This is a genomic window from Amycolatopsis sp. NPDC049252, assembly GCF_043197175.1.
Lineage (GTDB): Bacteria > Actinomycetota > Actinomycetes > Mycobacteriales > Pseudonocardiaceae > Amycolatopsis.
In genome coordinates this window covers 1-25,400 of the sequence record NZ_JBICSQ010000071.1, presented here as the reverse complement: position 1 = coordinate 25,400, position 25,400 = coordinate 1, and the positions used below count along the sequence as shown (strand labels likewise).

Genomic DNA, 25,400 nt, shown 5'->3' with positions numbered 1-25,400 from the left:
GGATCGTGGGTCAGGGGGCGGCGGTCAGGACGTCGGCCAGTACCGCGGCCGGGCTGAGCGGCGGTGTTGTGCTCGCTGTCAGCAGCGTGAGGGGGCCGCCTGCCGCCAGGTCGCGGAGTCGGGACAGGGCCGCCAGCCGGTCCGGTTCGCCCAGCTCCGCGCGGTAACGGTCGGCGAACTCGGCGAAGCGGGCCGGGTCGTGGCCGTACCAGGTGCGCAGCTCGTCCGAGGGCGCGAGCTGGCGGTACCAGCCGTCCAGCACGACCGTCCGGGACGCGCCGCGCGGCCAGAGCCGTTCCACGAGCACACGGGTACCGTCGGCGGGCCCGGCCGGGTCGGTCAGGCGCGCCACACGGACCGGCGTCGGCTGCATGCGCGCATTCTGCGGTGCGATCGCTCCCGCCGCCACCGGAGACCAGGGAGAACGCCGTGCGCAACCGCGTGACGCCGGCCGGTGAGATCGTCGACGTCCCCCTGCGCGGCGCGTGGACCGGCAACCGGGGCGTGCTGCACGAGGGCCACGAGATCGTCCGCTTCCACGGTGGCGACCTGTGGATCACCTGCGTGCTCGAGTTCCGCAGCCGGTGGCGCGAGCAGTGGCTGCCGGGCCGCTACACGCACCTGTACTTCCACGACGAGGCCGTCTCGTTCGCCGCCGGGCACCGGCCGTGCGGCGAGTGCCGCCACGCCGCCTACACGGCTTATCGCGACGCCTGGGGTGGCAGGCCGTCCGCGACGGAGATGAACCGGCAGCTCCACCGGGAACGCCTCCACCGGGGCACCCACACCCGCCGGGTGCACGAGCTGAGCTGGGCCGGCCTCCCGGACGGCGTGTTCGTCCGGCGCGGCGACCGTCCCGAACTCGTCCTCGGCGACCACCTCACGGAGTGGACGACCACGGGGTACGGCACCCGGCGGCCGCGCCCGTCCGGCGGAACCGTCCCGGTGCTCACTCCCCCGGCCACGATCGCCGTGCTGCGCGCCGGCTACCCGGTGCAGATCGACGACAGCGCACGCTGAACCGGGGCTTGCGAGCCACGCCGCCGCGGCCGAGACTGCCGGGATGGACCAGGTCACCGCCGCCCTCGTCGACCGCGCCCGGCAGCACACGCTGGGCGATCTGCTCCGCCGCACCGCGCTGCGGCTGCCGGGCAAGCTCGCCGTCGTCTCCGGGGACACCCGGCTCACGTTCGCCGAATTCGAGGCCGCCGCCAACCGCTGCGCCCACGCCCTCGCCGCCCGCGGCCTCCGCAAGGGCGACCGGCTCGCGCTGCTGAGCCACAACTGCTGGCAGTACGGCGTGCTCGCCTTCGCCACCGCGAAACTGGGCGTGGTGCTCGTCCCGGTCAACTTCATGCTCGGCGCCGACGAGGTCGCCTACATCCTCCGCCACGCCGAGGCCGCCGCGTTCGTCTCCGAAGACGCGCTCGAAGAAACCGCCGCCAAGGCCCTCGAACTGTCCGGGCTGGACACCGTGGTCCGCGGCCGCGTCGGCCCCGGCGGCGAGTGGGAGGACATCGGCACCTGGTTGTCCGAAGGAGACGATCAGGCACCCGACGTCTTCGTCGCCGACGACGACCCGCTGCGGCTGATGTACACCTCCGGCACCGAGTCGCGGCCGAAGGGCGTGCTGCTGTCGAGCCGCTCGCTGATCGCACAGTACGTCTCGTGCGTGATCGACGGCGGCATGAGCGCCGACGACGTCGAGGTGCACTCGCTGCCGCTCTACCACTGCGCCCAGCTGGACTGCTTCTTCTCCGTCGACGTCTACCTCGGCGCCACCAGCGTCATCCTGCCCGGCCCGGACCCCGCGGCGCTGCTCGCGGCCGTCGAACGGGAGCAGGCGACGAAGCTGTTCGCGCCGCCGACGGTGTGGATCTCCTTGCTGCGCAACGAAAACTTCGACCGGACGGACCTCTCCAGCCTGCGCAAGGGCTACTACGGCGCGTCGGCGATGCCGGTCGAGGTCCTGCGCGAGCTGCGCCGCCGGCTGCCGGACGTCGCGCTGTGGAACTTCTACGGCCAGACGGAGATGGCGCCACTGGCGACGATCCTGCGTCCCGACGAGCAGCTGCCGCGCGCCGGCTCGGCCGGGCGGCCGTCGCTCAACGTCGAGACGCGCATCGTCGACGACGAGGACAACCCCGTGGGGCCCGGGGTCGTCGGCGAGATCGTGCACCGCAGCCCGCACGCCACCCTCGGCTACTACCGCGACGAGGAGAAGACGGCCGACGCGTTCCGCACGGGCTGGTTCCACTCCGGCGACCTGGGCGTGGTCGACGAGGACGGTTACCTGTCCGTCGTGGACCGCAAGAAGGACATGATCAAGACCGGCGGTGAGAACGTGGCCAGCCGCGAGGTCGAAGAAGCGCTGTACCTGCTGGACGGCGTCGCCGAGGTCGCCGTCTTCGGGATCAGCCATCCACACTGGATCGAAGCGGTCACCGCGGTGGTCGTGCCCCGGGAAGACGCCGAACTGACCGCGGCGCAGGTCATCAACCACGCCAGAGCGCGGTTGGCCGGTTACAAATGTCCCAAGTACGTCGTGTTCGCGGACCGGCTTCCCAAGAACCCCAGCGGAAAGATCGTCAAGCGGGAACTCCGCGAACGGCACGCCGGACTGGCCACACGGGACTGAACGACCGAATTCACCTTGCCCGGCACGGAAAACCACGGATAACGCTGTACAAGGGCACCCGGGTCGGCGGGAACGTCAGCCCGCGAGCGCACCAGGGCCGACCGGCCCGGGAACCGAATGTCCAAAAGCCATGGCGCGGCCCGTCCGTCGGGTCTAGTAATGAGGCCGTCGCCGTTCTTCGATGACCTGATCCGAGGGAAGAGGTACAGATCGTGTCCGTTTTCATCGCCGTCCTGCTCGCGCTGGGGGCCGGGCTGCTCGTGGGCGGCCGGGTCCACGCCGCGAAGGAGGCCCGCTCCAGCTACTCCGCCTACCGCGCCCGCACGGCCAAGGGCTTCGGGGAAATGATCCGGACCATGGTCGGCGCCGGCATCGCGGTCGTCGGCGCCGTCGCGCTCCTGGTCATTCTGCTCAACGTGCTCCAGCAGGCGTAACCGCACGAACCCGACTCATGGCGGGTTGTTGCCACCGGACCCGCAGAGGACGCTTTCCAAGGCTCCGAGAGACGGGGCCGCGAAAGGACGACCTCATGAGATCGAGGGTGCTTTCCGCTGTGCTCGGTGTGGCCGCAGGCCTGCTGGGCACGGTCGTCGTCGCCGCGCCGGCCCACGCCGCCGCCGCGGTCTGCGGTGACCAGATCGTCGGCAACGGCGGGTTCGAGAGCGGCACCACGCCGTGGACCCAGACCAGTGGTGTCATCTCCGCGGCGACCGCCGCGGAACCGGCCCACGGCGGCACGACGGTCGCCTGGCTGGACGGCTACGGCAGCACGCACACCGACACCCTGTCCCAGACCCTGACGCTTCCGGCCGGCTGCGCGACGGCCAGCCTGACCTGGTGGTCGCACGTCGACACCAAGGAGACGTCGACGACCACCGCCTACGACAAGCTCGTGGTGCAGGCCGGGACGGACACCCTCGCGAGCTACTCGAACCTCGACAAGAACACCGGCTACGTCCAGCGCACCGTGGACGTGTCGCGCTACCTCGGGCAGACCGTGACCCTCAAGGTCACCGGCACCGAGGACTCGAGCCTGGCCACGAACTTCCTCCTCGACGACTTCTCGCTGACCACGACCGGGACGTCGAACCCGCAGTCCCCGGTCGTCACCTCGCCCGGCAGCCAGACCACCGCCGTCGGCCAGGCCGTGTCGCTGCAGGTCCAGGCCACCGACCCGCAGAACGACGCGCTGACCTGGACCGCGACCGGCCTGCCCGCCGGGCTGTCCATCGGCGCGGGCACCGGGAAGATCACCGGCACGCCGACCACGGCCGGCACGTCTTCGGTGACCGTCACGGCGAAGGACCCGGGAGGCAACAGCGGCAGCGCGACGTTCTCCTGGACGATCGGCTCGGCCCCGGCCGACTCGACCCGTACGCCGATCAATCCCGCCTACACCGTGAACCTGACCTCGAACACCGCCGGCGACACCTGGAACGGGCACCAGTCGGTCAGTTTCACCAACGGCTCGCCGACCGCGCTGCCCGAGGTCTACCTGCGGCTCTGGGACAACTACCACGGCACCTGCCCGACGACGCCGATCACGGTCACCAACGTCACCGGCGGCACGCCGTCGGCGCTGAGCGTCAACTGCACCGCCCTGAAGATCACGCTGCCGGCGCCGCTCGCGCAGGGGCAGTCCGCGTCGATCGGGTTCGACCTGCAGATCGTCGTGCCCAGTGGCGCCGACCGCTTCGGCCACGACGGCGCGTTCAACATGATCGGCAACGCCCTGCCGATCCTGGCGGTCCGGGACGGCGCGGGCTGGCACCTCGACCCGTACACCAACAACGGCGAGGCGTTCTACAGCCTGATCAGCGACTTCGACGTCACCCTGGTGCACCCGAGCACGGTGCTGACCCCGGCCACCGGCACGTCGACCGAGACGACCAGCGGCAGCACGACGACCACGCACGCCGTCGCGAACAAGGTGCGTGACTTCGCGTGGGGCGCCGGGCCGTTCGCGAAGATCAGCACGACGTCCGGCAAGGGCGTGCGGGTCAACGTCTACTCGGTCACCGGGATCTCCACGAGCAGCGCGAACCAGATGCTGAGCCTGGCCGCCGACGCCATCGACGTCCACTCGGGCCGCTTCGGCGACTACCCGTACGGCGAGGTGGACGTGGTGCTGGACAACAACTTCTGGTTCGGCGGCATGGAGTACCCGGGCTTCGTGATGGACCTCGTGTCGACCACGGCGCTCCCGCACGAGCTGGCGCACCAGTGGTTCTACGGGATCGTCGGTGACGACGAGTACAACTCGCCGTGGCTCGACGAGAGCTTCACCGACTACGCCACCGACCTCTACCGGGGGATCACCGGCAGTGGTTGCGGCATCACGTGGCAGTCGAGCGCGGAGAAGCTGACCAACTCGATGGCGTACTGGGACGCGCATTCGTCGCGGTACTCCACCGTGGTCTACAACTACGGCAAGTGCACCCTGCACGACCTGCGGCGGCTCATCGGCGACACGGCGATGGCGAACCTGCTGAAGACGTACGCGCAGTCGCACTGGTACGGCGTCTCGACGACGGCCGAGTTCAAGGCCGCGGCGCAGGCGGCGGCCGGGTCGACCGACCTGACGTCGTTCTGGGCGTCCCACCGGGTCGAAGGGTAAACCGGTTGGTCCCCGCTCGTGCGTCCGGCAGGCTGGGCGCATGGGCGGGGACCGGCTTTTCTGCGACAGGCTTTTCTGTGACACCGCGCTGGCGGCGCGGATCGAACGCGCCGAAGCGCGGCTGATCTCGGCGTGCCACGAAGCCGGGCGGGTGCGTCGCGGCACCGGGTTCGCGCGCCCGCTCGCCGGCGGGATCGTGAGCCTCGCCGAGGTGGACTCGCCGTTCACCAAGATCGCCGCGCTCGGTTTTGACGGCTTGCCGTCCGCCGCCGAACTGGACGAGGTCGAGCAGGCCTTCGCGGAGCTGGGCGCGCCGGTCCAGGTCGAGCTGTGCCAGCTGGCCGATTCCGCGGTCGGCGCGTTCCTCACCGGACGCGGCTACCGGCTGGAGTCGTTCGAGAACGTCCTCGGGCGGCGGCTCGGTGACACGGACTTCCCCGAGGACGTCCGGTTGTGCCGCGACGACGAGCTGGAGCAGTGGCTGGCCATGGTCGCCGACGCGAGCGCGGTCGCCGACACCGAGGGGCTGCCCTCGCACGACGACTTCCCGCGGGAGGCGCTGGTCCGCGCGCTGCGGGACATGGCCGGGGTCCGGCGGTACGTCGCGGTGCGCGACGGCGAGTTCGCCGGGGGTGCCAGTTTCCGCGCCACGGACGGGATCGCGCAGTTCACCGGCGCGGCCACCCGGCCCGCGCACCGGCGGCGGGGCGTGCAGCCGGCGTTGCTGCGAGCCCGGCTGACCGCGGCGGCCGAAGCCCGGTGCGACGTCGCCGTCGTCACCACGCAGCCGGGTTCGAAGTCGCACCAGAACGCGCAGCGGCAGGGGTTCGACCTGCTCTACACCCGGGCGATCTTGGTGAAGGGGACCTCGGCGACCAGCTCTTCGGGTGCCGAGAGCCGCCAAGCCTCGTAGATCAGTTCGGCCAGCTCGTCGGCGTCGATGCCGTCCAGGTAGACCACGACCCAGCCGAAGCCGCCCATGGTGAACTGGATCTCGAAGACGTCCGGGCGCTCGGCGACGAGGGCGAGCTGCTCCGAGATCGTCTGCTTGAGGCCGACCGTCCGCGTCCGCGGCCAGTAGTAGCCGAACCGCTTGCCGCGCACGCTGAACGACGAGTAGTCGCGGGCCTCGGACCGTTCGACGTCCGCCAGCGCGCTCAGCACCCGTTCGAAGTCCTGCACCCGACCACCGTAGCGCGCCGGTACCGTGCGAGTCATGACCGACCTGACCGAGGCCGAGCTGGACGACGGCCGGGCCGTCGTGGTCAAACGCGGCGCCGGGCCGCGCGCCACGGCGGCCGAAGCGGCGGGCCTGCGCTGGCTGGCCGCGGCGGCCGCGGTCCCGGTGCCGGAGGTGCACAGCTGCGACGACGAACGGCTCGTCATCGACCGCGTCCCGGCCGGGCGTCCGAGTCCGGCGGCCGCCGAGCGGTTCGGCCGCGGGCTGGCGCGCCTGCACGCCGCCGGGGCGCCCGCGTTCGGCGCGCCGCCCCCGGGCGGGCCGGCGGACGCGTGGATCGGCCTGGCGCCGATGGCGAACGTCCCGGGTGCCGACTGGGCGTCCTGGTACGCGTCGCAGCGCGTCCTGCCCTACGTGCGGACGGCCGTCGACGCCGGGCTGCTCGAGGCCGCGCCGTTCGAGCGCGCGTGTTCCCGGCTCGCCGCGCCGGACGAACCTCCGGCGCGGCTGCACGGCGACCTGTGGAACGGCAACGTCCTGTGGGACGGCCACGACGCGTGGCTGATCGACCCGGCCGCGCACGGCGGCCACCGCGAGACCGACCTGGCGATGCTGCACCTGTTCGGCTGCCCGCACCTGGACCGGATCGTGGCCGCCTACGACGAGACCGCGCCACTGGCCGCGGGCCTGCGCGACCGGATCGGCATGCACCAGCTGTTCCCGCTGCTGGTGCACACCGTCCTGTTCGGACAGTCCTACGCCGCGCAGGCCCTGGCCGCGGCGCGGTCACTGGGTTAGCACTTGGCGAGCATGGTCTCCAGGGCCGTCTTCTCCGGCACGGTGATCGTGAGGCCGTAGTTGGCCTTCACGACGATCCAGTCGGTGGCGTAGGTGCACCAGTAGGACACGAGCGGCGGCTTCCACTGGTCCGGGGCCTTGTCGCTCTTCTGCTCGTTGAGGTTGTCGGTCACCGCGTGCAGCTGCGGGCGGACCAGGTCGTTCGCGAACTGCTCCCGGCGTTCGGTCGTCCAGGACTTCGCGCCGCTGATCCAGGCCTGCCCGAGCGGTACCATGTGGTCGATGTCCACATCGGACGCCTTCGTCCAGGTCTCGCCGTCGTAGGCGCTGACCCAGGTCCCGGACTTGGTCGCGCACTGGGCGTCCACGGAGACGTTCTTGCCGTCGCGCTTGAGCACCTGCTCGCGGGTGTCGCAGGTGCCGTCGACCTTGTCCCAGTGCGGGAACTTCTCGCGGGAGTAGCCGTCCATGGTGCCGCGGACGGCGATCTTGAGCGCGGCCAGCTCCGTCTTGGCCTCGCCGGGCGCGACCGGCGCCGCGGCGGCCGTCCCGCCCGGTTGACTGCTCTGTCCCCCGGCGGCGGCGAGGTCCTCCGGCTTGCACCCGGCCAGCGCGGTACCCGCCACGGCGGCCAGCACGACCAAGGAGAGCGCTCTGGTGCGCGACATCGTGAGCCCCTTTCACGTCTACCTCGGGTTGATGCCCAGGAGACGCGCCGGGGAAACGGTGCAGATGGCCTAGTTGGCGCGAACTGATCGCGTCAACGGCCGTGAAAGACCTGCGAGACGAACACGGCGGCGATGACACCGACCGTGACGAGCAGGGTAAGCACGACAACCAGCCCCCAGGGCACCTGCCGGATCGGCCGCTGCCGGGGAAAGACGGCCGACACCGGCCCCCGCACCCGGGGCGGCGCGGGTGCGGGGGCCTCCGGCTCGGGCGCCGGCGGCGGCGCCACCACGGGGGGCTCGGGCGCCGGCGGCAGCACCCGGGCCGCGGCGGGAAGGCGTAGCGGAAACCCCTCGGCGAGCAACGCGGACCGCGACGGGGCGAGGTGGGCGAGCGACAGGGCGTAGCAGGCTTCGAGGACATCATCGGCGGTCCAGACGGTCCGCCACCGGTTGTGCTGCGCGATGATCCGCCGCAGCCCACGCGGATCCGCGAGCACGGTGGCCACACCCGGTTCGGGTTCACGCGAGGGCAGCAACGGCCACGCGGGCGGCGACGCCCCGGCTTCGGCCAGCCGCACCAGCACTTCGGCGCCGGGGTCCGGGCCGGGTCGCGGCACCGCCTCCGCCTCCGCCGCAAGAACCCCCACAGCCGGGCGCGGACCGCCGGCCGGCCCCGCTTCAGCGCCCGGCTGCAGCGCGGGTCGCGGCACCGCCTCCGCAACCGGACTCGGACCGGCAACCAGCCCCGGCGCGGGCCGCGGCACCGCAGCCGGACCCGCATCCGAGTGGAGGCCGGCTGCCAGGCCCACCTCGGAGGCAGGGCGCGACCACGCAACCGCATCCGCCGCGAGACTCCCTGCCACCGGATGGGAACCACCGACCAGCCCCGCCCTGACACCCGACTCCGGCACCGCACCCGAACCCACCGCGACAACCCCTGCCACCGAGTGCGGGCCGGCGACCAAGCCCGACTCCGAAGCAGCGCCCGGCAACGCAACCGCACCCGAGCGGGGGCCGGCTGCCAAGCCCACCTCCGAGCCAGGGCGCGACCACGCAGCCGCATCCGCCGCGAGACTCCCTGCCGCCGAATGGGAACCACCGACCAGGCCCACTCCGACACCCGACTCCGGCACCCCACCCGCAACCGCATCCGCCGCGAGACTTCCCGCCGCCGAATGGGAACCACCGACCAGGCCCACCCCGACACCCGACTCCGGCACCCCACCCGCAACCGCATCCGCCGCGAGACTCCCTGCCACCGGATGGGAACCACCGACTATGCCCACCCCGACACCTGACTCCGGCGCCGCACCCGAACCCGCACCCACTGCGACAACCCCTGCCGCCGAGTGCGGGTCGGCGACCAAGCCCGACTCCGAAGCAGCGCCCGGCAACGCCACCGCACCCGAGCAGGGGCCGACTGCCAAGCCCACCTCCGAGCCAGGGCGCGACCACGCAACCGCATCCGCCGCGAGACTTCCCGCCGCCGAATGGGAACCAGCGTCCATTCCCAACCCCGCGGCAGGGCCCGGCAACGCCACCGCACCCGCCGCAAGAACCTCCACCCCCGGAGGTGAACCGGCCGCCAGGCCCACCTCGGCGAACCGGCCCTCCGGCCGGTGACCACCGGGCAAGGGCGAGCCGGGGTCGCTTGCGGCCCAAGGCGAATCCACCGCGCGCTGCGGCGGTACGACCACGACCAGCCCGGTCACGTGCTCTCCACCGCCAAGTGCCGCGAGCGCACGCTTCGTCGCCCGCACCGCGGCTCCCACCCGCGGCCCCGGCTCGGCGCCCGGCGCCACACCCGGCTCGTGCGCCGCGAGCACCACCACCCCGGAGCGCGTGAACACCAGCGCGTCCACGAAACACGGTCCGGTGCGGGTCGGCACGCTGATCCCCGCCAGGGCCAGGCCCTTCAGCTGGTCCGGCCCCCAGGAATGCAGCAACCCCACGAGATGCTCGGCGGCGACCGGCAGAGCCAGGTCGCGCTGCTGCGCCACGAGCACGCCGGTCACACCTCCATGACGAGAACGGCGAACGGTCCCTCGACGGTAAGAGGCGAACCCACCACAGCCCCAGGCGCCGAACGAGTGGTCGATTGCGACGAACCGGGCACGGTCCGTAGCGAGGCATGCTGGGCGGGGCACCGGACACCGACCAGGGAGACCGCCGATGGGTTCACCTCCAGCCGCCTACCAGGCCACCGCGGGTGGCGCGCTCGACGTCGACCGGCCGTTCTACCAGCGGCTCGCCGGCGAACCCGGACGCGAACTCGTCGAGAGCTTCGAGGTCCCGATCCGTGCGGGGCGCGCGTGGCGGGTGCCGCGCGGGCATCTGTGCCGGCTGCGCACGATCGACGGCCCGCAGGTCGGCGACCTCAACCTCTGGAACGCCGACGACCCCCGCGAACGCTTCTGGGCCGCGCGCACCCGCCAGCTGCAGCGCGCGCACGTCAGCACGTTCGACCGGCTGTGGTCGACGCTGCCGTTCCTGCGCCCGCTGGCCACGATCACGTCCGACACGCTCGCGGACCACGGCGCCGACGGCGAAGGCGGCCGGGTGCACGACCTGCTCGGCACCCGCTGCGACCCGTACGTCAACCGGATGCTCACCGGCGAGGACTTCGACTTCCACTGCCACTCGAACCTGGTCCGCGCGGTGGCGCCGTTCGGGCTGACCGAGTTCGACGTGCACGACGTCCTGAACGTCTTCCAGTGCACCGGCCTCAACGACGAGGACCGTTACTTCATGAAGGCCTCCCCGGCGCGTCCGGGCGACCACTTCGAGTTCTTCGCGGAGATCGACCTGCTGTGCGCGCTCTCGACCTGCCCGGGCGGCGACCTGTCGGTCCCGCTGTGGGGTCCGGACGCCCGCGACCCGATCGACGTCTGCCGCCCCCTCGGCGTCGAGGTCTTCAAGCCGCGCCCGGAACTCCTCGACGGCTGGGTGTCACCGGCCAAGGCCGCCTACCGCGGTCTGCACGGCGTCCGGCAGCCGGAATGGGGTGAACCGGCCTAGGTTGCCCGGGTGGAACCGCTGCCCTTCGACGAGTACGTCCGCTCCCTCGACCGCAAGCGGACGGCGGCCGGGGTGCTCCTGCGCGACACGGCGGATCGCGGGCGAGGCGGGCGAGGCCCCGTGGCGCACCGCTGTTCGCGAACTGCCGGCGGGTCGGCTGCCCGAAGGCCTCAACTTCGTCTTCGACGGCGGCCTGGTGACCGAGGACGACGTCGCCCGTTTGACCTTCACCGATGCCGAGATCGTCTCGGCCCGCCTGCTCCCGCTCGCCGCGCGGCACCCGGGCTGCAGCCGGTCCTCGCCCGCCGGGTGGCGGCGGCGCTGGCCGCGGTCCGATCGGGCGAGTTGCTGCTGTGCGAAGACGGCCGCCCCTCCCATGATCACCGGACTCCCTGAGCGGGCCCGGTTTCAGCGGTTCACCCCGCGCGCCGTCCGTGTGATGATGGGCGGCGGGTACCCCGATCGGCTCGGCGAGGAGTGCGAAAGTGGACCTGCGGAGCGAGATCGCGCAGTCGTGGCGGCGGGCCGAGCTGTCCGGGCTCTCCCCCGGCTCGGCCCTGGACCGGCTGGACGTCGCCGACGTCGACAGCCGCAGCCGGCTGCTGCGCGCGGCCTCCCCGGTGCTCGACGAGCTGGCCCGGCAGCTGGCCGGGACGCGGTTCTGCGTCGTGCTGGCCGACCACGAGTGCCGGATCGTGGCGCGGCGGTTCACCGAGCGGTCGGTGGAGCTGGCGCTGGAGGACATCAGCGCGGTGCCCGGCTGCCAGTTCCTGGAGGAGCGGACCGGGACGAACGCCCTGGCCACGCCGTTCGAGACCCGCCGCGGCGTCGCGGTCGACGGCGGTGAGCACTTCCTCGAAGCGATGAAGCGGTTCACCTGTTACGGCCACCCGCTGACGCACCCGGCGACCCGCCGGCTGGTGGGCGTCCTCGACATCACCGGGCCCGCCGGTGACGCGAACCCGCTGCTCGGGCCGTTCCTGCGGCGCGCGGTGTCCGACATCGAACGGCGGCTGCTCGACGGCGCGAAGCTCGCCGAACAGCAGCTGTTGACGGCGTTCCAGTCGGTGCAGCACCGGGCGTGCGCGGTGCTGGCGCTCGGCCAGGACGTCGTGCTGGCCAACACCGCGGCGACCGAGCTGGTCGACACCTCCGACCACCGGCTGCTGCGGGAGCTGGGCCGCACCCGCCGCGGGATGCGGCGGATCCGGCTGACGTCGGGCACGCCGGTCGAGGTCCGGGTCGAGGCGGTGTCGGCGAACGCCGGGCTGCTGTTCGAGCTGGCGCCGGTGCGCTCCACCAGCCCGGTGGTCTCCCGTCCGCCCGGCTCACGCGAGCTGTTCCCCAAGGCCGTCGCGGATCGCCTCCGCAACGCCGGCCGGGCCCGGCGGCGCGTGCTGATCTGCGGCGAGCCCGGCGCCGGCCGCAGCACGGCGGCGCGGGTCGTCGCCGGGGACGCGCCGGTCGTCGAGTTCGACGCCTCGGACGTCGTCTCGGGCGCGGCCGCCTGGTGCGCGTCCGTCGAAGCCGCCACGGCGTCACCGGGCCTGGTGGTGATCGACGGCATCCAGCTGCTGCCGCCGCTGGCCGCGGTGCGCCTGGCGCGTCTCCTGGACACGACGTCCGCGTGGTTCGCGCTGGTCAGCGGCCCACCCTCGGAGCTGCACGGCGAGCAGGCGACGCTCGCGGCGCGGGTGCACCGGCGGATCGAGCTGCCTCCGCTGCGGGAGCGCCGGGACGAGATCCCGGCGATCGCCCGCGCCTTGTTGCGTGATTTCGGCGCGTCCCTGCGGCTGACGCCGGGAGCGCTGGAGCTGCTGGGTTCGCAGCAGTGGCCGGGCAACCTGCGCGAGCTGGCGGGCGTCCTGTCGGCGGCGGCGGACCGCCGTTCGGCGGGCGACCTGACCGCGGAGGACGTCGCCCCGGGTTGCGCGGAGCCGTCCCCGGGAGCGGCGCTGAGCGGCTGGGAGCAGGCGGAGTACGACGTCATCGTCCGGACGCTGCGGGCGTGCGGCGGCAACAAGGTCCACGCGGCGAAGCAGCTCGGCATCAGCCGCTCCACGCTCTACAACCGGATGCGCGCGCTGCACGTCCGCTAGCCCGGAATGCTCCCTATTCAAGCCCGCACGATGAATTTCGAAAGTCCGCGGCTCCCCAAGACAAATGTGGCATCCTGATGTGGTGAACCGCTCGGCTCGCCAAGTTCTCGCAACCACACTGGTGGCGTGCTCAGGCGGCGCTCAGGTCGGTGCCGGGATGTTGGGGAGCTACGTGGCAGGCCGCATTGTTGCTGGTTACAGCGCTAACGGCCTGGTTCGGTGTACATCTGGCGGCCGCAGCAGCACCAGACTCGCAGTCAATCGGCCGACTACGCGAGGCATCGATGAATTTAAAAAAAGCCGCGGCCGTCCAGATTTCAACCACAATCCCGTTGTCGTACCTGCGGCAATTTCGCCACCTGTCGACCGGGCGAGAGGGTTACGCCCGCTGACGAATGCCCGACCGATACCTCACCGGCCGACTACAACCGGATGCGCGCGCTGCACGTCCGCTGAGCCGCCACTGTCCGGGATCCGGACACTTCACAGCTCTCCCCGCTGCCCACAATCGGCTGCGTAGGGTGCAACGCCGCACGTGGAGGAGATGGCCGTGAAGACCAAGGCAGCCGTACTGTTCGACGCCGGGAAACCGTTCGAGATCATGGAACTCGACCTCGACGGGCCCGGGCCGGGTGAGGTGCTGATCAAGTACACCGCCGCCGGGCTGTGCCACTCCGATCTGCACCTGATCGACAACGACCTCGTGCCGCGGTTCCCGATCATCGGCGGGCACGAGGGTGCTGGGATCATCGAGGACGTCGGCCCCGGCGTCACCAAGGTCGCGCCCGGCGACCACGTCGTGTGCAGCTTCATCCCGAACTGCGGCACCTGCCGCTACTGCTCCACCGGCCGCCAGAACCTGTGCGACATGGGCGCCACCATCCTCGACGGCCACATGCCGGACGGCACCTTCCGCTTCCACGGCGGCGGCCAGGACTTCGGCGCGATGTGCATGCTCGGCACGTTCTCCGAGCGCGCCACCATCTCGCAGCACTCGGTCGTCAAGGTCGACGACTGGCTGCCGCTGGAGACCGCCGTGCTGGTCGGCTGCGGCGTCCCGACGGGGTGGGCCACCGCCAACTACGCCGGCGGGGTGCGGGCCGGGGACACCACCGTCGTCTACGGCATCGGCGGCATCGGCATCAACGCCGTGCAGGGCGCCGCGCACGCCGGCGCAAAGTACGTCGTCGCCGTCGACCCGGTGGAGTTCAAGCGGGAGGCCGCGCTCAAGTTCGGCGCCACCCACGCCTTCGCCACCGCCGCCGAAGCGGCGGAGAAGGTCAACGAACTCACCTGGGGGCAGCTGGCCGACCAGGCGCTGATCACCGTCGGCACCGTCGAGGAGGACGTCGTCAGCCAGGCGTTCGACGTCGTCGGCAAGGGCGGCACCGTGGTCATCACCGGGCTAGCGAACCCCGAGAAGCTCACCGTGCACGTCTCCGGCGGCGTGATGACGCTGTTCGAGAAGACGATCAAGGGCACGCTGTTCGGCTCGGCGAACCCGCAGTACGACATCGTCCGGCTGCTGCGGCTCTACGACGCCGGCAAGCTCAAGCTCGACGAGCTGGTGACCCGCAAGTACACCCTCGACCAGGTCAACGAGGGCTACCAGGACCTGCGCGACGGCAAGAACATCCGCGGCGTGATCGTGCACGCGCAGTGAACCTGGCGCACCCGCCCAAGAATCCACAATGGACCTTGATGCCGCGTACCGGCTGAACCCGCAGGTGGCGTTGCGCCCCGACCCGTTCGGGGCGCTCGCCTACCACTTCGGGCACCGGAGGCTGTCGTTCCTCAGGTCGCCGGACCTCGTGGCGTTCGTCCGCGAGCTGGCGACCCACGCCAGTCTGCGGGACGCGCTCGACGCCGCGGAACTCGGGGAAACCCGCCGGGCCAGGTTTCTCACGGCCCTGGAGACCCTGATCGCCTCCGACCTGATCGTGGTGGACCCCTGAGCGTCCACACGCGACGCGGGCCGCCACCGACTGTCCACAAGGGACCTTTGGGCGCCCTGCCGGAAATGTGAGAATGACCTTACGACCACGCATTGTGACCGCTGGTGTGACAGGGTGGAGGCATGGCCGCCCTGAGACCCTTCCTGACGTCCTGGACCTCCGTCACCCCGGTGCTCGGCGTGCTCGTGCTGGCCGTGGCCTGGGGCCGCGATCTCGGGCCGGTCTTCGTGGCGATCGTCGCGATCGCGCTCGGGGCGACCGTGCTCGCCGCCGTGCACCACGCCGAGGTCGTCGCCCACCGGGTGGGTGAACCGTTCGGGTCATTGGTGCTGGCGGTCGCGGTCACCGTCATCGAGGTCGCGCTGATCGTCACGATGATGGTCTCGGGCGGCCCGGAGGCGACGTCGCTGGCGCGCGACACCGTGTTCGCCGCGGTGATGATCACGACCAACGGCATCGTCGGCATCTCGCTGCTCGTCGGGGCCCGGCGCTACGGCTCGACGCTGTTCAACCCGGAGGGCAGCGGCGCGGCGATGGCCACGGTCGCGACGCTGGCCACGCTGAGCCTGGTGCTGCCGTCGTTCACCTCGAGCACGCCCGGCCCGGCCTTCTCGCCGGCCCAGCTCACGTTCGCCGCGCTCGCGTCGCTGGTGCTCTACGGGATGTTCGTGCTGACCCAGACCGTCCGGCACCGCGACTTCTTCCTCCCGGTCGCCGCCGACGGCGAGGTCAAGGAGGACGACCACGCCGAGCCGCCGACGAACAAGGCCGCGCTCGGCAGCCTCGGCTTGCTGCTGGTGGCGCTGGTCGCGGTGGTCGGCCTGGCCAAGGTCGAGTCCCCGGCGATCGAGGCGGGCGTGCGCGCGGCCGGGTTCCCGCAGTCGTTCGTCGGTGTCGTGATCGCGTTGCTGGTGCTGCTCCCGGAGACCCTGGCGGCCACGCGCGCGGCCCGGCGCGACCGGATGCAGATCAGCCTCAACCTGGCCTACGGCTCGGCGATCGCGAGCATCGGCCTGACGATCCCGGCGATCGCGCTGGCGTCGGTCTGGCTGCCGGGCCAGCTCCTGCTCGGCCTCGGTTCGACGCAGATCGTCCTGCTGGCCCTGACGGTGGTGGTCAGCGTCCTCACGGTGGTCCCGGGCCGCGCGACCCGCCTGCAGGGCGGCGTCCACCTGGTCCTGCTGGCCGGGTTCCTCGTCCTGGCCGTGAACCCCTGATGCGGATCGTCTCCCTGCTGCCCGCCGCGACCGACCTGGTCGCGACGCTCGGCCTGCTCACCGACCTCGTCGGCCGCACCCACGAGTGCGACTGGCCACCCGGGCTCGTGGACAGCGTTCCGGTCGTGACGCGGGCGGAGTTCGACCCGGACGCGCTGTCCAGCCGGGAGATCTCCGAGGCCGTCGGCGGTGCGCGGCACAGCGGGTCCGCGCTCTACACCCTCGACCGCGCCACGCTGGCCGCCGCGGCGCCCGACGTCATCCTCACCCAGGACCTCTGCGACGTCTGCGCGGTCTCCTACCAGCGGGTGTCCGAGGCGGTGCGGACGCTGGACACGGGTCCGCTGGTCGTCAGCCTCGAACCGGCGACGATCGACGGCGTCCTCGACTGCCTCCGCCGTGTCGGCGACGTCCTCGGCGTCCCGGAGCGGGCCGAAGCCGAGATCGCCAAGCTGCGCAAGCGCCTGGACGCCGTCCAGGCAGTCCCCGAAACGCCGCGCGTGGTCGCTTTGGAATGGCTCGACCCGATCTGGCCCGCCGGGCACTGGGTGCCCGAGCAGATCGCGCTCGCCGGAGGAGAGCCGCTGCTGGCGAAGGCCGGGGAGCACACCCGGCCGATCGAGTGGGAGGCCGTCGTCGACGCCCGGCCCGACGTCCTGCTGCTGCTCCCCTGCGGCTTCACCCCGGAGCGCACCCGGGCGGAACTCCCGGCCCTGGCGGAGCGCCCGGGCTGGGCCGACCTGCCCGCGGTTCGCGACGGCCGGGTCCACGTCCTCGACGGGCCCGCCTGCTTCAACCGTCCCGGGCCGCGGGTGGTCGACGGCGCCGAGATCCTCGCCGAGGTCTTCAGGCGGTGACCTGGATGCCGACCACGCACGTGTCGTCGTCGGTGTCGGCCGTGCTGTAGGTCAGCAGCCGGTCCAGCTGGTGCTCCAGCCCGCCCTGGTGGCCCTCCACCAGCGTGACCAGCCGCGCCACCGAGTCCTGCACCGGCGCGTCGCGGCGTTCGATCAGGCCGTCGGTGTAGATCAGCAGGATGTCGCCGCCGTCGAGCTGGACCTCTTCCTCCTGGTAGACGACGTCCCGGACCGCGCCGAGCAGCGACCCGCGGATCAGCGGCAGGGTCGTCGCCGTGCCGTCGTGGTGGCGGACGATCGGCGGCAGGTGCCCGGCGCGGGCCCAGCGCAGCTTCCGGCTCGCCGGGTCGAACACGGCCGCGACGGCGGTGGCCGTGACGTGGTCGGTGAGGTGGTAGGCCACCAGGTTGAGCCAGGTCAGCAGCTGCGCGGGCCCGGCGCCGGTGGCCGCGAGGCCGCGCAGCGCGTTGCGCAGGCTGACCATGCCGGTGGCGGCGTCGATGCCGTGCCCGGCGACGTCGCCCACGCACAGCAGGACTTCGCCGGTCGGCAGCGCGACGGCGTCGTACCAGTCGCCGCCGACGAGGTGCTCCTTCTCCGCCGGCCGGTACCGGACGGCGGCGCGCAGGCCCGGCATGTCGATCGGGCCCTTGGCCGGCGGCATGATCGCGCGCTGCAGCTGCAACGTGAGCCGGTTGCGCTCGATCGCCTCCTGCTCGGTCTCGGCCAGCCTGTCCCGCGTCGCCGCGAGCGCGACCTCGGTCCAGTGCTGCGACGAGACGTCCTGGTAGGCCCCGCGCACCGCGACCAGCTCGCCGCGGCCGTCGACCACCGGCTCGGCGACCACCCGGATGTGCCGGGCGACGCCGTCGGAGCGTTCCAGCCGGAACGCCGTCGACCCCGGCCGCTTGTGGTGCAGCACCGTGCGCAGGAACCGGCCGATCGCCGGGGCGTCGTCGGCGTGCGCGTGCCCGGTCAGCTGGTTCAGCGACAGCGGCGCGGCGTTCGGCGGCAGGCCGTAGAGCGCGAACAGCTCGGTGTTCCAGGTGATCGCGCCGGTGACGACGTTCTCCTCGAAGCCGCCGATGCGGCCCAGCCGTTGCGCGTGCTGCAGCAGCACGGCGAGCTTCGCGGCGTCGTCCTGGAGCCGCAGGACGAGCAGCACGTTCCCGGCGAAGCGCGTGATGCTGACGTCGGTGAGCACGGTCAGCGGCACCTGGTCGACCAGCGTGGTGACGGCCATGCTGTCGGCGCGGAACGGCTCGCCGGTGGCGTACACGCGCTGGACCTTGTCCAGCAGGCCGCTCTCCTCCGCGGCGAGCGGGTAGGCCTCCAGCAACCGGGTTCCGACCAGCAGGCTGCGCGGCCGCCCGCCCGGATCGGCGAACCGGAGGTTCGCGTGGTGGATCCGGAAGTCGCTGAGCCGGTCGCCGCCCTCGAGGCACGGGGACAGCAGCACGGCCGGGTCGTGCAGCCCGTCGACGAAGTCCACCAGCTCGCCGAGGAAGTCCCCCGATCCCGCGCCCAGCGGCGCGACGACGCCGTCCCAGGTGTCGAGGGTGTGCGCGCAGAGCTCGGCGAGCGCCTCCAGCTGACGCCGTTCGCGGCCGGGCTCGGCGGGCAGCGGCTCGGGCCAGCACATCTCGACGACGCCGATGATCCGCCCGCCGGTGCCGGTGGGCACCGCCACCCGGCCGCCGCCGGACAGGGTGTGCTGCCCGATCGAGGGCAGCCCGGACGACGCGAGCGTGGTGGACCACAGCGTGTCGCGGTCGATCAGCGCGGTGCGCGCCGGCGTCGCGACGCCGGGCGGGACGTAGCGCCAGCGGGCGGCTTCCTCCGCGGAGAACCCGGCCGAGCCGGCCAGGGTCAGCGACCCGTCGGGCCCGGCGAGCCACACCGCGACGGCCGTCGCGCCGAGCGGGCGCAGCGCGTGTTCCAGGATCGACTCCGCGACGCGCTGGGTGTCCCCCGCCGCCAGCACCCCGCTTTCCGCGGTGCGCAGGCGGACCGCGACGGAGTCCTCTTCCGCCCGGGCCAGGAACTCCTGCGCCACATCGGTGATGCGGTCCTCGGCCGCCTCGCCGACGACCTCCGCGGCGAACTCCAGCGGCGTCAGCCCGGCGCGCTCGGCCAGCGACTCCAGCTGCTTCGCGGCGTCGGAAGGCGTGCAGTGCAGGCGTTCCATCAGCACGCCCTTGGCCAGCTCGATCAGCGCGCGGCCGTCGGCGACGGCGTGCGCGTGGTCGACCTCGGCCCGCAGGCGGGCGACGGTGTCGGCGAGCCGGGCGAGGTTCGCCGAGACCTCGGCGGGCGGCGCCAGCACCGGCACGCCCGGTTCTTCGGAAGGCAAACGGGTTCCCCGATCAGGCCGTCACGTGCCGTTTGATGCGGGCGATCAGGTCGTCCGCGTCCACGGGCTTGGTCACATAGTCGGTGGCGCCCGACGCGAGGCTCTTCTCACGGTCACCCGGCATCGCCTTCGCCGTCACCGCCACGATCGGGATCGTGGCGTGGTCCGGCATGGCGCGGATCTTCGCGGTCGCGGTGTAGCCGTCCATCTCCGGCATCATCACGTCCATCAGGATCAGGTCGATGCCGGGGTGGGTGGCGACCGTCTCGACGCCCTTGCGGCCGTCCTCGGCGTGCAGCACCTGCATCCCGTGCAGCTCCAGGATCCCGGTGAGCGCGTAGACGTTGCGCGGGTCGTCGTCGACGATCAGCACCGTGCGCCCGGCCAGCGTCGCGTCGACGTCGGCCGCCCGCACCGGGGTGGCCTGCTCGTCCGGGCGGACCAGGGGCAGCACGGCGCCCGGCTTCTCGGCCGACAGGTGCAGCGCGATCCGCTCGCGCAGCTCGTCGAGACCGGACAGGACCTCCAGCGAGTGGACGTCCGCCCGGGACTGCAGCAGCTGCTCCAGCTCGACGTCCAGGCGCCGGCTGTTGTGCGCGAGCACCGGCACCAGCCGCAGCGCCGCGTCCCCCTGCATCGCGTCGAGGAAGCCGAACGCCGAGCGCTCCGGCAGGTCCAGGTCCAGCACCACGCAGTGGTAGGCGTCGGTGGCCAGCGCGGCCGCGGCCTCCTGGGTGCCGACCGCGGTGACGACCTCGACCTCGGCGGGCGAGATGCCGATGTCCCGGCTGTCGGCCAGGTCCGCGGCGGCGCTCTCGGCGACGAGCGTCAGCAGGCCGTGCTGGCGCTCCTCCACCACCAGCAGCCGCCGGTGGGCCCGCGCGGACGGCACGACCAGCCCGGTTCCGGTGTCCCCGGCCGTCACGGCGGCCTTGGTCTCGTCGGCCGCCGGGCGCGTCTCGAAGTCCGGGCGCGCGACCGGCAGCGAGAAGGTGAACGTGCTGCCCTCACCGGGCGTGCTCTCCGCGGTGATGAACCCGCCGAGCAGCTGGGCGATCTCGCGGCTGATCGACAGGCCCAGGCCGGTGCCGCCGTACTTGCGGCTGGTGGTGCCGTCCGCCTGCTGGAAGGCGCCGAAGATCGACTCCAGCTGGTGCTCGGCGATCCCGATCCCGGTGTCGGCGACCCGGAAGGCCACGGCGGGCCCGTGCGCGCGCAGCGGCCGCGGCAGCCGCTCGGGCTCCACCGGCTCGATGTGCAGCTCGATCACGCCGACCTCGGTGAACTTCACCGCGTTGGACAGCAGGTTGCGCAGCACCTGCCGCAGCCGCGAGTCGTCGGTGAGCAGCTCGGCGGGCGAGCCGGGCGCGACGGTGATCCGGAAGTCCAGGTTGCGCTGCGAGGTCATCGGCCGGAACGTCGCCTCGACGTAGTCCAGCAGCTGCCGCAGTGCCACCCGTTCCGGGGTGACGTCCATCTTCCCGGCCTCGACCTTGGACAGGTCGAGGATGTCGTTGATCAGCTGCAGCAGGTCCGACCCGGCGGAGTGGATGATGCCCGCGTACTCGACCTGCTTGGCGGTGAGGTTGCGGGTCGGGTTCTGCGCGAGCAGCTGCGCGAGGATCAGCAGGCTGTTGAGCGGGGTGCGCAGCTCGTGGCTCATGTTGGCCAGGAACTCCGACTTGTACTTCGAGGCGAGCGTCAGCTGCTGGGCGCGGGCCTCCAGCTCCTGGCGCGCCTGCTCGATCTCCAGGTTCTTCGTCTCGATGTCGCGGTTCTGCGTGACCAGCAGCGCGGCCTTCTCCTCCAGTTCCGCGTTGGACGACTGCAGTTCCTCCTGCCGCGCCTGGAGTTCCTGCGAGCGGGCCTGCAGCTCCCCGGTCAGCCGCTGGGACTCACCCAGCAGCTCGTCGGTGCGGGCGTTGGCGACGATGCTGTTGACGTTGACGCCGATCTGCTCCATCAGCAGTTCGAGGAACGCCCGGTGCACCGCGGTGAAGCCGTGCATCGACGCCAGCTCCAGCACGCCGAGCACCTGGTCCTCGACGACGATCGGCAGCACGATCAGGCTGGCCGGCGCGGTGCGGCCGAGGCCGGAGGAGATCGTGGCGTAGCCCGGCGGGACGTCGTCGACGGCGATCGGGCGGCGGCTGCGCGCGGCCTGCCCGACCAGCGACTGGCCGACCCGGAACCGCACCACCGGCCCGTCCCCGTCGTCCGGGTGGCCGTACGCGCCGACGAGGCGCAGCTCCGGGATCTCCGAGGTGTCGTCGGCCAGGTAGAACGCGCCGTACTGGGCGTTGACCAGCGGGACCAGCTCGTCCATCACCGCGGCCGCGACGACGGCGAGGTCGCGGCGGCCCTGCATCAGCCCGGTGATCGTGGCCAGGTTGGACTTCAGCCAGTCCTGCTCCTGGTTCGCCCGCGTCGTCTCGCGCAGCGACTCGACCATCGAGTTGATGTTGTCCTTCAGCTCGGCGACCTCGCCGGAGGCGTCGACGGTGATCGAGCGGGTCAGGTCGCCCTCGGCGACCGCGCTGGTCACCTCGGCGATCGCGCGGACCTGGCGGGTGAGGTTCCCGGCCAGCTCGTTGACGTTCTCGGTCAGCCGCTTCCAGGTGCCGGACACGCCCTCGACCTCGGCCTGGCCGCCGAGGCGGCCCTCGCTGCCGACCTCGCGCGCGACGCGGGTGACCTCCGCGGCGAACGCCGAGAGCTGGTCGACCATCGTGTTGATCGTGGTCTTCAGTTCGAGGATCTCGCCGCGGGCGTCGACGTCGATCTTGCGGGTCAGGTCGCCCTGGGCGACGGCGGTGGTCACCTGGGCGATGTTGCGGACCTGCCCGGTGAGGTTGTTCGCCATCGAGTTGACGTTGTCGGTGAGGTCCTTCCAGGTGCCCGCGACGTTCGGCACCCGCGCCTGCCCGCCGAGCATGCCCTCGGTGCCGACCTCGCGCGCCACCCGGGTGACCTCGTCCGCGAACGCCGACAGCGTGTCGACCATCGTGTTGATGACGTCGGCCAGCGCGGCGACCTCGCCCTTGGCCTCGACGGTGATCTTGCGGGACAGGTCACCGCGGGCGACCGCCGTCGCGACCTGGGCGATCGAGCGGACCTGGCCGGTCAGGTTGGACGCCATCACGTTGACGTTGTCGGTGAGGTTCTTCCAGGTCCCCGAGACGCCGCGGACGGTGGCCTGGCCGCCGAGGTTGCCCTCGGTGCCGACCTCGCGGGCCACGCGGGTGACCTCGTCCGCGAACGCCGAGAGCTGGTCGACCATCGTGTTGATGGTGTCCTTCAGCTCCAGGATCTCGCCGCGGGCGTCGACCCGGATCTTCTGGGACAGGTCGCCGCGGGCGACGGCGGTGGTGACCTGGGCGATCGAGCGGACCTGCGCGGTCAGGTTGTCGGCCATGACGTTGACCGACTCGGTGAGGTCCTTCCAGGTGCCGGAGACGCCCTTGACGTCCGCCTGCCCGCCCAGCCGTCCCTCGGTGCCGACCTCGCGGGCCACGCGGGTGACCTCGTCCGCGAACGCGGACAGCTGGTCGACCATCGTGTTCAGCGTGTCCTTGAGCTCCAGGACCTCGCCGCGGGCGGTGACGTTGATCTTCTGCGACAAGTCACCCTTCGCGACGGCCGTCGCGACCTGGGCGATGTTGCGGACCTGGTCGGTCAGGTTGCCCGCCATGAAGTTCACCGAGTCGGTGAGGTCGCGCCAGGTGCCGGAGACGCCCTTGACGTCCGCCTGGCCGCCGAGGCGCCCTTCCGTGCCGACTTCGCGCGCGACGCGCGTGACCTCGTCCGCGAACGACGACAGCTGGTCGACCATCGTGTTGATCGTGCTCTTGAGCTCGAGGATCTCGCCCCGGGCGTCGACCGTGATCTTCTGCGACAGGTCGCCCTTCGCCACCGCCGTGGTCACCTGGGCGACGTTGCGGACCTGGTCGGTCAGGTTCCCGGCCATGAAGTTCACCGAGTCGGTGAGGTCGCGCCAGACGCCGCCGACGCCGGGAACCTGCGCCTGGCCGCCGAGGCGGCCCTCGCTGCCCACCTCGCGGGCCACCCGGGTGACCTCGTCGGCGAACGACGACAGCTGGTCCACCATCGTGTTGACGGTGTCCTTCAGCTCGAGGATCTCGCCGCGCGCGTCGACGTCGATCTTCTGCGACAGGTCGCCCTTCGCGACGGCCGTCGCGACCTGGGCGATGTCGCGGACCTGGGTGGTGAGGTTGCCGGCCATGGCGTTGACCGAGTCGGTGAGGTCCTTCCAGGTGCCGGACACGCCGGGGACCTTCGCCTGGCCGCCGAGCTGGCCCTCGCTGCCGACCTCCCGCGCGACGCGGGTGACCTCGGAGGTGAACAGGGACAGCTGGTCGGCCATGCCGTTGAAGACCGTGGCGATCTCGCCGAGCAGGCCGTCGGTCTCGCCGGGCAGCCGGATGCCGAAGTCGCCGTCGCGGACCGCGGTCAGGCCGGCCAGCAGCCGGCGCAGCTCCTGCTCCCCCGCCTCGCCCACGCCCGAGACGTCCGCCCCCGCACCCGGGCGCCCGCCGTCGACCATTGCCCCACCCATCCGCCACCCGTTTCTTCGGTTGTCGGCGCCCCGCGCGCCGGGCCCGGAGTCGTACCGGATGGCCCAGCATAGTGCAGGTGCCTTAAGCTGAGGGGCAACGGTTGAGCAACCAGCCGCGCCCGGACCCGTGTGCGCAGTCGAGGCGGTGCTCGCGAACCTTTCCGTTCCCCCACAGGCCATCCGGCCCCGTTGACCCGTTCGGCTGAACGCGGCGGCGCGCGCACGACCGCGCCGCCGGTGCCGTCGCGCCCGCACACTTTAGTCCATTGTGGACTTTGACGGGCTCCACTGTGGATGATCGGCCGCCGGGGTGCGCCGGAAGCGGCCGCCGTTCCGGGCCACGGGCCATTTGTAGAGGTCGGTTGTAGAGGTTGTCGCTGTCGCGTCCGGCCGCCCGCCGCGAAGATCGGTGGTGCCGCAGTCCCGGACGAGGAAGGCATCCGTGACGACCGCCTGGAAGCTCTTCTCGGCCGCGCTGCTCGCGGCGGCCGCACTCGCCACCGTGCCGGGGACCGCGGGCGCGGACGAGGCACCGCGGCCGCTGCTCGTGCAGCGTGTCCGCGACACGGTCGAGCTGCGCTGCGCGCCACGGACCCCGCACCTGGTCACCTGTGTCGCCGTGCACCGGCCGCGGCCCTTCCTGACCGCCGCGCCGGTCGCCGCTACCGGCGCTCCGCCAGCTCCAAGTCGGCTCGGACCGCTGCGGCGCGCTCCTCACCGCCGTACTCCCGCATCATCGCCAGGGCTTCGGTGAGCACCTCGCGGGCCCGCTCGTGGTCGTCGGCCCCGAGGTGGGCGCGGCCCAGTTCGGCGAGCGTCATCGCCTCGTACAGCCGGACGCCGGCTTCGCGCCACAGCCCGGCGCTGCGCCGCAGCTCCTCGGCGGCCTCGGCGTGCTGCCCGGTGTCGCGGTGGACCAGGCCGATCCGCATCCAGCCGTAGGCCAAACCCCGCAGGTCACCGGTGTCCTCGGCGACGGCCACCGCCTCGGTCGCGTACTTCAGCTCGCGTTCCCGGTCGCCCTGGCGGCCGTACAGCACGCCGAGGTTGACCAGGTTGAGCGTCTCGACGTGGCGCAGGCCCAGGGACCGGTTGAGCGTGAGGCCGCGTTCGCCGAACTCGATGGCCGCGTCCAGGTCCTCGCCCAGGCCGAACACGAAGCAGAGGTTGTTGAGGATGCCCGCGAGCTGCCGCGGGTCCCCGATCGCCTCCCAGTCGGCGAGGCTGTGGCGCAGGTGCGCGTGCGACCGCCCGAAGTCGGGCGCCTCGCCGCCGTGGACCAGCTCGGCCTCGGCGACCCCGAGGTCGCCCCGCAGGGTCGCCGCGGCCACCCGGTCGACGCCCTCGACCAGGTCCAGGGCCAGCTCGTCGACGCGGATGGCGTCGCGCCAGCGCGCTCGCGCCCGGTGGTACTCGAACAG

At 72.2% G+C, this 25,400-nt stretch carries 19 protein-coding genes; 12 read left to right on the top strand and 7 right to left on the bottom strand.

The features are described from left to right. Nucleotides 1-10: 10 nt before the first annotated feature. Nucleotides 11-373 (bottom strand): DUF488 domain-containing protein, encoded by a 363-nt coding sequence (locus ACGFMK_RS39365; RefSeq protein ID WP_392774317.1) that lies wholly within the window; start codon nt 371-373, stop codon nt 11-13. Nucleotides 374-429: 56 nt separating this feature from the next. Between ACGFMK_RS39365 and ACGFMK_RS39360 the strand changes: the two genes are divergently transcribed. From ACGFMK_RS39360 to ACGFMK_RS39340, 5 genes are all read left to right on the top strand, one after another. Next, entirely contained in the window at nt 430-1,020 is a 591-nt protein-coding gene (locus ACGFMK_RS39360) for a hypothetical protein (RefSeq protein ID WP_392774315.1), read from the top strand. 43 nt (nt 1,021-1,063) lie between these two features. Continuing rightward, entirely contained in the window at nt 1,064-2,638 is a 1,575-nt protein-coding gene (locus tag ACGFMK_RS39355) for an acyl-CoA synthetase (protein ID WP_392774313.1), read from the top strand. 212 nt (nt 2,639-2,850) lie between these two features. Next, nucleotides 2,851-3,072, top strand: coding sequence for a hypothetical protein (locus tag ACGFMK_RS39350; RefSeq protein ID WP_392774311.1), 222 nt, complete (start codon nt 2,851-2,853; stop codon nt 3,070-3,072). Between the two features lie 107 nt (nt 3,073-3,179). Next, nucleotides 3,180-5,255 (top strand): putative Ig domain-containing protein, encoded by a 2,076-nt coding sequence (locus tag ACGFMK_RS39345; protein ID WP_392774346.1) that lies wholly within the window; start codon nt 3,180-3,182, stop codon nt 5,253-5,255. Nucleotides 5,256-5,295: 40 nt separating this feature from the next. Then, the gene (locus tag ACGFMK_RS39340; RefSeq protein WP_392774309.1) at nt 5,296-6,168 is read left to right on the top strand and encodes a GNAT family N-acetyltransferase; all 873 of its coding nucleotides are present in this window, start codon (nt 5,296-5,298) and stop codon (nt 6,166-6,168) included. Here the strand turns inward: ACGFMK_RS39340 and ACGFMK_RS39335 are convergent. Beyond that, on the bottom strand, nt 6,093-6,437 hold the full coding sequence (locus ACGFMK_RS39335) for an MmcQ/YjbR family DNA-binding protein (protein WP_392774308.1): 345 nt from the start codon (nt 6,435-6,437) through the stop codon (nt 6,093-6,095). The two genes, ACGFMK_RS39340 and ACGFMK_RS39335, sit on opposite strands and share 76 nt — an antisense overlap. Nucleotides 6,438-6,471: 34 nt before the next feature. On the opposite strand from ACGFMK_RS39335, the gene ACGFMK_RS39330 reads away from it, so the two are divergent. Next, entirely contained in the window at nt 6,472-7,233 is a 762-nt protein-coding gene (locus tag ACGFMK_RS39330; RefSeq protein ID WP_392774306.1) for a fructosamine kinase family protein, read from the top strand. On the opposite strand, the gene ACGFMK_RS39325 is transcribed toward ACGFMK_RS39330, so the two are convergent. Continuing rightward, nucleotides 7,230-7,901 (bottom strand): HNH endonuclease family protein, encoded by a 672-nt coding sequence (locus ACGFMK_RS39325; protein ID WP_392774304.1) that lies wholly within the window; start codon nt 7,899-7,901, stop codon nt 7,230-7,232. The two genes, ACGFMK_RS39330 and ACGFMK_RS39325, sit on opposite strands and share 4 nt — an antisense overlap. Before the next feature lie 92 nt (nt 7,902-7,993). After that, nucleotides 7,994-9,919: a hypothetical protein gene (locus ACGFMK_RS39320; protein WP_392774302.1), complete on the bottom strand. Its 1,926-nt coding sequence runs from the start codon at nt 9,917-9,919 to the stop codon at nt 7,994-7,996. 157 nt (nt 9,920-10,076) lie between these two features. On the opposite strand from ACGFMK_RS39320, the gene ACGFMK_RS39315 reads away from it, so the two are divergent. The 6 genes from ACGFMK_RS39315 (at nt 10,077) to ACGFMK_RS39290 (ending at nt 17,050) form a co-directional block, all read left to right on the top strand. After that, nucleotides 10,077-10,922, top strand: a complete 846-nt coding sequence (locus tag ACGFMK_RS39315; RefSeq protein WP_392774301.1) for an urea carboxylase-associated family protein — start codon at nt 10,077-10,079, stop codon at nt 10,920-10,922. A 485-nt stretch (nt 10,923-11,407) separates the two neighbouring features. Continuing rightward, nucleotides 11,408-13,021, top strand: coding sequence for a sigma-54-dependent Fis family transcriptional regulator (locus ACGFMK_RS39310; RefSeq protein ID WP_392774299.1), 1,614 nt, complete (start codon nt 11,408-11,410; stop codon nt 13,019-13,021). Nucleotides 13,022-13,571: 550 nt separating this feature from the next. Continuing rightward, nucleotides 13,572-14,684: an NDMA-dependent alcohol dehydrogenase gene (locus ACGFMK_RS39305; protein WP_392774297.1), complete on the top strand. Its 1,113-nt coding sequence runs from the start codon at nt 13,572-13,574 to the stop codon at nt 14,682-14,684. A gap of 28 nt (nt 14,685-14,712) precedes the next feature. Further along, the gene (gene mftB, locus ACGFMK_RS39300; RefSeq protein WP_392774295.1) at nt 14,713-14,976 is read left to right on the top strand and encodes a mycofactocin biosynthesis chaperone MftB; all 264 of its coding nucleotides are present in this window, start codon (nt 14,713-14,715) and stop codon (nt 14,974-14,976) included. Between the two features lie 122 nt (nt 14,977-15,098). Then, a complete protein-coding gene (locus ACGFMK_RS39295; protein WP_392774293.1) occupies nt 15,099-16,193 on the top strand; it encodes a calcium:proton antiporter in 1,095 nt (364 codons plus the stop codon). Then, nucleotides 16,193-17,050, top strand: coding sequence for a cobalamin-binding protein (locus ACGFMK_RS39290; RefSeq protein ID WP_392774291.1), 858 nt, complete (start codon nt 16,193-16,195; stop codon nt 17,048-17,050). The genes ACGFMK_RS39295 and ACGFMK_RS39290 overlap by 1 nt, the downstream gene beginning before the upstream one ends. Here ACGFMK_RS39290 and ACGFMK_RS39285 read toward each other — a convergent pair. The 3 genes from ACGFMK_RS39285 to ACGFMK_RS39275 form a co-directional block, all read right to left on the bottom strand. After that, a complete protein-coding gene (locus tag ACGFMK_RS39285; RefSeq protein ID WP_392774289.1) occupies nt 17,040-19,403 on the bottom strand; it encodes a SpoIIE family protein phosphatase in 2,364 nt (787 codons plus the stop codon). The genes ACGFMK_RS39290 and ACGFMK_RS39285 overlap by 11 nt on opposite strands. Nucleotides 19,404-19,416: 13 nt before the next feature. Beyond that, a complete protein-coding gene (locus ACGFMK_RS39280; protein ID WP_392774344.1) occupies nt 19,417-23,967 on the bottom strand; it encodes a HAMP domain-containing protein in 4,551 nt (1,516 codons plus the stop codon). 674 nt (nt 23,968-24,641) lie between these two features. After that, nucleotides 24,642-25,400: tetratricopeptide repeat protein (locus ACGFMK_RS39275; RefSeq protein WP_392774287.1), on the bottom strand; the 759-nt coding region annotated here is incomplete at its 5' end.

Bases quoted from the DNA above. Each gene is read 5' to 3' on its own strand.
- ACGFMK_RS39365 (WP_392774317.1), bottom strand. From the start codon at position 373: ATGCAGCCGACGCCGGTCCGTGTGGCGCGCCTGACCGACCCGGCCGGG.
- ACGFMK_RS39355 (WP_392774313.1), top strand. From the start codon at position 1,064: ATGGACCAGGTCACCGCCGCCCTCGTCGACCGCGCCCGGCAGCACACG.
- ACGFMK_RS39340 (WP_392774309.1), top strand. From the start codon at position 5,296: ATGGGCGGGGACCGGCTTTTCTGCGACAGGCTTTTCTGTGACACCGCG.
- ACGFMK_RS39330 (WP_392774306.1), top strand. From the start codon at position 6,472: ATGACCGACCTGACCGAGGCCGAGCTGGACGACGGCCGGGCCGTCGTG.
- ACGFMK_RS39325 (WP_392774304.1), bottom strand. From the start codon at position 7,901: ATGTCGCGCACCAGAGCGCTCTCCTTGGTCGTGCTGGCCGCCGTGGCG.
- ACGFMK_RS39315 (WP_392774301.1), top strand. From the start codon at position 10,077: ATGGGTTCACCTCCAGCCGCCTACCAGGCCACCGCGGGTGGCGCGCTC.
- mftB (WP_392774295.1), top strand. From the start codon at position 14,713: ATGGACCTTGATGCCGCGTACCGGCTGAACCCGCAGGTGGCGTTGCGC.
- ACGFMK_RS39295 (WP_392774293.1), top strand. From the start codon at position 15,099: ATGGCCGCCCTGAGACCCTTCCTGACGTCCTGGACCTCCGTCACCCCG.
- ACGFMK_RS39290 (WP_392774291.1), top strand. From the start codon at position 16,193: ATGCGGATCGTCTCCCTGCTGCCCGCCGCGACCGACCTGGTCGCGACG.
- ACGFMK_RS39280 (WP_392774344.1), bottom strand. From the start codon at position 23,967: ATGGTCGACGGCGGGCGCCCGGGTGCGGGGGCGGACGTCTCGGGCGTG.